General features: G+C 39.6%; 4 protein-coding genes and 2 pseudogenes. 1 reads left to right on the forward strand and 5 read right to left on the reverse strand.

The features are described from left to right. Window positions 1-194: 194 nt before the first annotated feature. Window positions 195-380: pseudogene (locus AB4653_RS00040) on the forward strand (IS6 family transposase); the annotation flags it as partial. A gap of 59 nt (window positions 381-439) precedes the next feature. Here AB4653_RS00040 and AB4653_RS00045 read toward each other — a convergent pair. The 5 genes and pseudogenes from AB4653_RS00045 to AB4653_RS00065 all read right to left on the reverse strand — a co-directional run bounded on the left by AB4653_RS00045 (window position 440) and on the right by AB4653_RS00065 (window position 6,156). Then, complete coding sequence (locus tag AB4653_RS00045; protein WP_016800590.1) at window positions 440-913, reverse strand: GNAT family N-acetyltransferase; 474 nt, start codon at window positions 911-913, stop codon at window positions 440-442. A 1,617-nt stretch (window positions 914-2,530) separates the two neighbouring features. Then, window positions 2,531-2,776, reverse strand: a pseudogene (locus tag AB4653_RS00050) (ISNCY family transposase); the annotation flags it as partial. A gap of 164 nt (window positions 2,777-2,940) precedes the next feature. Next, window positions 2,941-3,354 (reverse strand): H-NS family nucleoid-associated regulatory protein, encoded by a 414-nt coding sequence (locus AB4653_RS00055; protein WP_069592252.1) that lies wholly within the window; start codon window positions 3,352-3,354, stop codon window positions 2,941-2,943. A gap of 840 nt (window positions 3,355-4,194) precedes the next feature. After that, entirely contained in the window at window positions 4,195-4,773 is a 579-nt protein-coding gene (locus AB4653_RS00060; protein WP_017101494.1) for a DUF2913 family protein, read from the reverse strand. A 258-nt stretch (window positions 4,774-5,031) separates the two neighbouring features. Further along, a complete protein-coding gene (locus tag AB4653_RS00065; RefSeq protein ID WP_102258346.1) occupies window positions 5,032-6,156 on the reverse strand; it encodes a hypothetical protein in 1,125 nt (374 codons plus the stop codon). Window positions 6,157-6,325: the final 169 nt, after the last annotated feature.

The raw sequence follows: 6,325 nt of genomic DNA on the forward strand, positions 1-6,325 counted from the left end.
GAGGGAAGACTTGTAATTCTTTTCCTACAAGGAGAATCGAAAGTATAATGAACACCCATTCTAACCTTTCGCCAGAAGACCTGCTAGGTGAGGCTTTACGATCTTTAGAGCACTGAGCTGGAACTTTAACGTTTTCTAGATTAGCGCATGATAGCTGAAAATATGAGCAAAAAAATTAAGAGTAATTACACCATGACAATGCGATAGAGTCAGACCATGCTCTAATCAAAAAGCTCATCGAAGCGATTCAAGGTCTTTAAAGGTTACGGATATTGAACAAGAGTCAATTTGATTTTTGGTTAAGCCGTGACCGGGCAGAGGTGAGAGTGCACGAGGGATCAGCGTTTTTGAATGAACTCTTCAATACATTTACAGTTTAAGTATAAAATGAGGCGGCCAAATAGCCGTCCCAGACACACCATCTGACTTGTTTATTCACTCATTCCTTTAAGCCAAAAATTAATTCAATTTCATCATCAAGTCTTCTGCCCGTTGGTATAAAACCAAGTTTTTGATAAATAGAGAGCGCATTGCCTTTTTCTTTATCCATCGTGGTCAGGGAGACGCCTTTTAAACCGATAATGGAAGCGTATTTCTTACTGAAGTTAATCGCTTGACTCCCCAATCCCTTTCCTTGGAAACGATGGTCAATCATGACGCGCCATACATATAAATGCTCCTTTTGAAAGTGTTCATCGTGTGTGTCCAGTATTCTAGGGTCAATCAGAGAGATCAGGCCCGCAGGTTTATCGTTTAAGTAAATACCATAGTTGATACTATCGTCGTTAAAACTGGCTTCTGCAAGCCACTCTGCGTTGTTAGCAATGAGTTGTTTTTGAGACTCTTCCACTGAGAGAGCAATAATGTCATCGATAATGGTATTGTTTATTTTTAAAAAGCTAATTTTATTCATGCTTATTTACCTTGGGTAGGTATTTCATTAAAAGTAACTGGCCAATGTAAGGATCTTGATAAGCTAATCTTGAGTTATCAAAATGGTAATGCCGCTTTTGTTCCTGTCATTTAACATAGGCTCTTCAACTATCTTATAGATCTCTTTATCTGGCGCATGCTAGAACTCGCCAATCGTTTTTCATTAAGGTATATAGTCACAGTAGAGTATGCTTTCTCAAACAATGAGGATGGAAGTTCTTGTTTCCTATTTTGTCTGCACCCATGACAGAAATATGAGTTCCAAGCGTTGCCCACGATGATTAAAAAAAAGGGTCCGTACAGTATTTTTGCAACAGTCCCGTTACAAGAACCAAAACAAAATCCCTGCTAGAGTGCTTACTAGTGTAATGAAAGAGAGCTTTAACGTGTTCTAAGCCAGTTACATGTTGTATGTCACTTATCAACTAAAATGGTGGCTCTTCTCTTACCGCCTTTGCACTCAACAGTGACGTTCACTCCATTGACGAGTGCTTTCTCATTATTCGCTCTGGCTCTCACATCGAGTTCAAATTTGGACAACGAGTTCGGTAAGCGCAAAAGAAAGAGTGCTGGTTACCCTTTTGCTTTGGTACAGGCCAAATCTTGATGTTATCGAAGATGGCCAATCGCAGTGCTAAAATAGACAAAACTCTGGAATATTGCAGCTAATGTTATCGAAAGCTATTCTGCACTATTTTTGTAGTTTGCGTAATTGGTGTAGCCAAACTCAACACCAATGATACGAACCGCCATATAAGTTTTAGCCCAGACCATTTGACGTATTATTCCGGAATCTTTTGTCTCTTACAGTATGACTTTGTAAGTAAAATCATTACATAATGAAAGCGTATTCACTAGGTTGCTAGTTCAAACCTTGATGCTTTGGTTTTTCTAATAGCGATAAGATGTCGCTCCTAATGAATTGATAGCAGAGTAGTTTCTTACGTCTAAAGCGGGACTTGATTGGCTGAACCAACGATAAATATAGGACGATTCACAATAATGCCGTGCTTGGCCGACATATCACTCAGATTGACATTACTCATGGGCGTTGATTAAGCGACTTTCCATACTTGTTAGAAGAATATTTATTACTTCTAAATCGTAGTCAATACAATGTTTCTAAAAATGACGTACTCTCTTACCTTTATCGTTTGGGTATAAAGAGAGTCGATTTAAAAGTGGGCAGTAAAACGTTGAATATTTTATAAAACTTTGACCAGAACGTTATATAAGGGCTTCAAGGAAGGTAATAACCTTAGTCTTTCGGTCTTTTTTATGACGTTGTCACAATGAAAGTTGGGTGAGGCGATAATTCCCCTCACTCAATTAGTACCTGAATATGATAACAATAAGGCCGATGGGTAGGAAAAGTCTAAAAGTTTCGTACAACGTCATACCATCCGGATGAAGGTGGACGTTAAGTGGGAAGGTGATGAAAGGGTTCCACATGACTCCGCGTTTAATCGAAGAAGGGACCTGTCGTATGACAAAAGAAAGTGCCGCGCCGTTTTTTTTTCTTATCCTTATTTTTTATTGATTTAACTATTTATCTCCCCACGCGCCGTCCTTTATTGATGGCCATTTACTTGCTCGGCTAATGAGAAAGTTGTGCTAGTTCGTCTTTATTCAATCCTGTGACATCCATAATGGCTTCCTGATCTAGACCATTAAGCATCATCTTGTGCGCCATCTCCTTGAGGGCTTTTTGGCGACCTTCTTGACGTCCTTCTTGGCGGCCACGTTGCTCGCCTTGTTGGCGCAATTGTTCTGCAATAGTCATAAGTGTTTTCTCGTGTTTCGGTACTGATGAGGCCAGTGACGTAATTAACGCCTCTAGGTTGATTTCTGTTCACGCATTCATTTTAAGATTGGCCAATGGGAGAGATATTTAAAGCGAGCTGACTGCCCTATAGAAACTAACCTAAACAAGGGCTCTGTTAGTTTCTATATGAATTCTGGGCCTCTTAATTGAGGGGGGTGTAGTGAGGGTTTTGAAAGAAGCGACTATTTCGCGATCAAGAAATCCTCAATTGATTTTCCAGCATCAAGCTGTTCTTGAATTATGGAAGGGGTGCGACCTTGACCGGTCCAGGTTTTTTCTATGCCGTTCCCGTCTGTGTAACTATATTTAGCAAGGCGAGGCTTACGTTTACCTTTTATTTTATTCTTTGATTGACCTGCTAGAGCTTCTATAAGAGCTTCAATATTAACACCATCGACCTTGATTTGCTTTGCGATTTCAGCGACTTTGGATTCTTGTTCAGCACGAGCTTCGCGCTCTACTTCTTCGCTCTCTTGGCGTTCAAGAAAGACGGTCGTTAACTTATTCAGTGCTTCTTCAAGTTCCTCAAGTGTTAATTCACGAGAGAACGCACGAAGCGAGCGGATATTAAGTAAAGTTTTTATCATTTCGGTCATGTTGAGTCCATTTACATTTAAATTGAGATAATATTACAAATCAATAAGATACACAAAAATTGTCGAAACACGTTTTCTCCAAAAATAGCGTTGTGAATATTCCCTCTTAGGCATATTTTTCTAAATATCAATGAGTTATTGCCTATCTTCATCCGAGAATGATGCTTTTTTAGGGTAAATAGTTCGAGCGTCGCTAAAGCTTATGGATTTAAAGTGGCTGTACTGAATATCTTTGATTAATTTAGTGTTCAAACTTTCATGAGTAAACGCACAGTAAATATGCAAGTTATTGATGGCTATAGAGGATAGAGCACTCTCAAGTTGAGTTTCAGTAACCATGTAGATCAAAGGGGGTATTTCGGAACATCTCATATAACCATCAACCTCGTCATAGCATGTTGATTATTGCATGTGTCTGCATAAAGAAAAGTATGAATAGTCCTAAACTCTTATTGTGTCTCTGCATTGAAAACTGGCGTCCGTAAGGTTTGGGTGAAATTTTCACCTACCACTAGGATGGAAGGCTCCGTGTCACAAGGTGAGTATCGCAGTATATTATACTAGACCTAAATCCGGATTTAGGTGGAAAAATGAAGAAGAGAATTGGACCCTATGCGCAAACCTAGCCTAGCTAATGCCAATTTTAAAAGGTTCATGCGTAAGCCAGAGTTGCGTATTGAAAAGCTCTCTCTTTATGACCTATTTGGTCAGACTGGCTTTGGGTGCGTTGTCATATGGGAAAGCTTTCAGTCAAGGTTGAAGATGGGTATTTAGTCGGACATTGTCTACCCAAGGTAAAACCGAGAAATAGAAAGGCACTATTCAATCGTATAATCGTTATCACTCTCGGTGCAATAAAAGGTGAATGACTTCATCTTTCTCTTCAGAGTCAACTTCAACGCGATAAAAGCCTTTGGCTTTTAGCGCTTCAATTAACGCTTCCAACCGATGGGTTTTCACCGTCATAGCCAGGGGTTTTATCTGGTTATTGTCTTCATCAAACCCTTGCTCTATGCTTTTTTCTTTCATGTAAAGAGTATCTCGTTCCATTTCTTTTGTGGGGTCTTCCAACATAGTTGGAAACTGATGCTGCTCAAATAATTCCGTTAACATGATATAGAGTTCATCAGCCTGTGAGAACTTGGCTTGATACCCGAGATTCAGTTGATTTACCTCCCACATTTTTTTTTCGAGGTTGCCTGTTACACTTCGGCCAATACTGATCATGGTTTTGAGTTCATTTTTACATGTCGAGAACTGAGGCCGTTTTACTTTTGGTTTGATGAATTTTACCAACAGTTCATTTCTTCTTTTCGTTGTCCAATATCCACCTTGTTGACTCATGGTTAAATACAGTGCGAGAAGCGCATTCGTCACGATCTCATCAAGGGCTTGATAGTGCTTAAGGTTTCGACTCATGAATTTATTCTTTCTCTTTAATTGAAGCTTCCTAGCTGTTTTTCACGATTTTAAATTGAGTGCGTAATCAGCGTGTATTAAGGCTTAAATAATAAGGCGCATTCAAAAATTAACGGGGAACGCGAACATATACCTGCTCAAACTTTAATGGCACCGCTCGTCGCAATCCCGTAGCTGGCGAAGCCAGTCGAAGGGTGAGCAAGCGGTATTTCGAACCTCTTAAACCACCATGATTAAGCCTCTTTTCTAGACACAGAATCAATAGAAGGTAAGAGATCCTAAATATTTTTTTAATTGATTGATACTGTTAACTTTTCTTATTCTTTTTTCAAGCGAGACTATCGAATCATCAATCATTTCAAGATACTTTTCCATTTTGGCTTGCGTCTTCTTCTTGCTTGGTGCTGAGAATTGTCTCCAGACTTGAGACTTAACTCCTTGTTGGCTAAAGATGTCACGGTGGGCCCGATTTAAATCCAGGAGCTTCATTTCGAGCAAATGCTCCATTCTCACTAAAGTTGTTTCATCAAGAAGGTGCTCAGAATCGGGGACATATTCTGTCAGCATTCGGACTAAGGTCATCACATCATTCTCTCGTTTGGCCACCGCCAGTTTCTGCATTAAACGATGTTTCTCTTCTTTCTTTAACGGGTCAGACTCTTTATCTGGATGGATAACACTCGCAATGCGTTTGTACATTTTGTTGAGTTGAGTACCTCGGAACATTTCTTTGATGTTAAGCGCGTCGTCGTCTTCACTCTCAAAATAATCGAATTCAAAATCGTCCCAATCGTCCTCATTTTGGGCCCGTGGTGAAAACGAGTCGTTATTATGTTTAACAAAAGAGGCCCATAAGGTACTGATAAAAGCTTCAATGGCGAATGGATCACCAGAAGCCAGAATTTCACGGATTTTTTTGTGGGGTAAATCAATATCAGCGCCGAACATCTCCTTCATGCCGTTTTCAAATTCTCGACAAGCTGCATTGAGCGCTTGCTGTTTCTCTTTCTGAAATACTTTATTATGATAGGTTTCATACTCTTCGCATAACGCCTCGACTTTGTCTCTATCATTGATAAAAGGGCGATCAAGCAATTCAATTAACTCCTGTTCAATCGCTTGCATCAAGCGATTGCGGATATTGGTTTTGAGTTTTTTTGAGGTCAAAAATGACATCAAGTGCTTAACCCAGGCACAGTGAAGATGGTCGAGCTTTTTATCATAGGGAGTCAGTTTATCTTTGTATTCAGAAAAAAGCTGATTGACCTTGAGCTCGGCCTTTTGATTACGCCGTTCATTTTTTTCAATCTTCCTCCAGAGCTCAGATAAATAATCCGACTGAGAATGTGGAACGTTGTTTGAGTGAAAAATAGGAAGTGTCATATCCGTCCTTTTCTCTTCTAGTAACCCATGTGTTTTTCTAGGCTAACAGCGTAAGAAGAGAAACACCTCGAAGTAATACTAATTTATGTTCCTTGAGTTTGAATTACCCTCTGACGCTGATAAATCGAAACGCTAATCTTAGTATTCAAGGGGCCATTCATTTTGTAAA

The organism is Vibrio sp. 10N.222.48.A3 (assembly GCF_041475345.1).
Classification (GTDB): domain Bacteria; phylum Pseudomonadota; class Gammaproteobacteria; order Enterobacterales; family Vibrionaceae; genus Vibrio; species Vibrio tasmaniensis_A.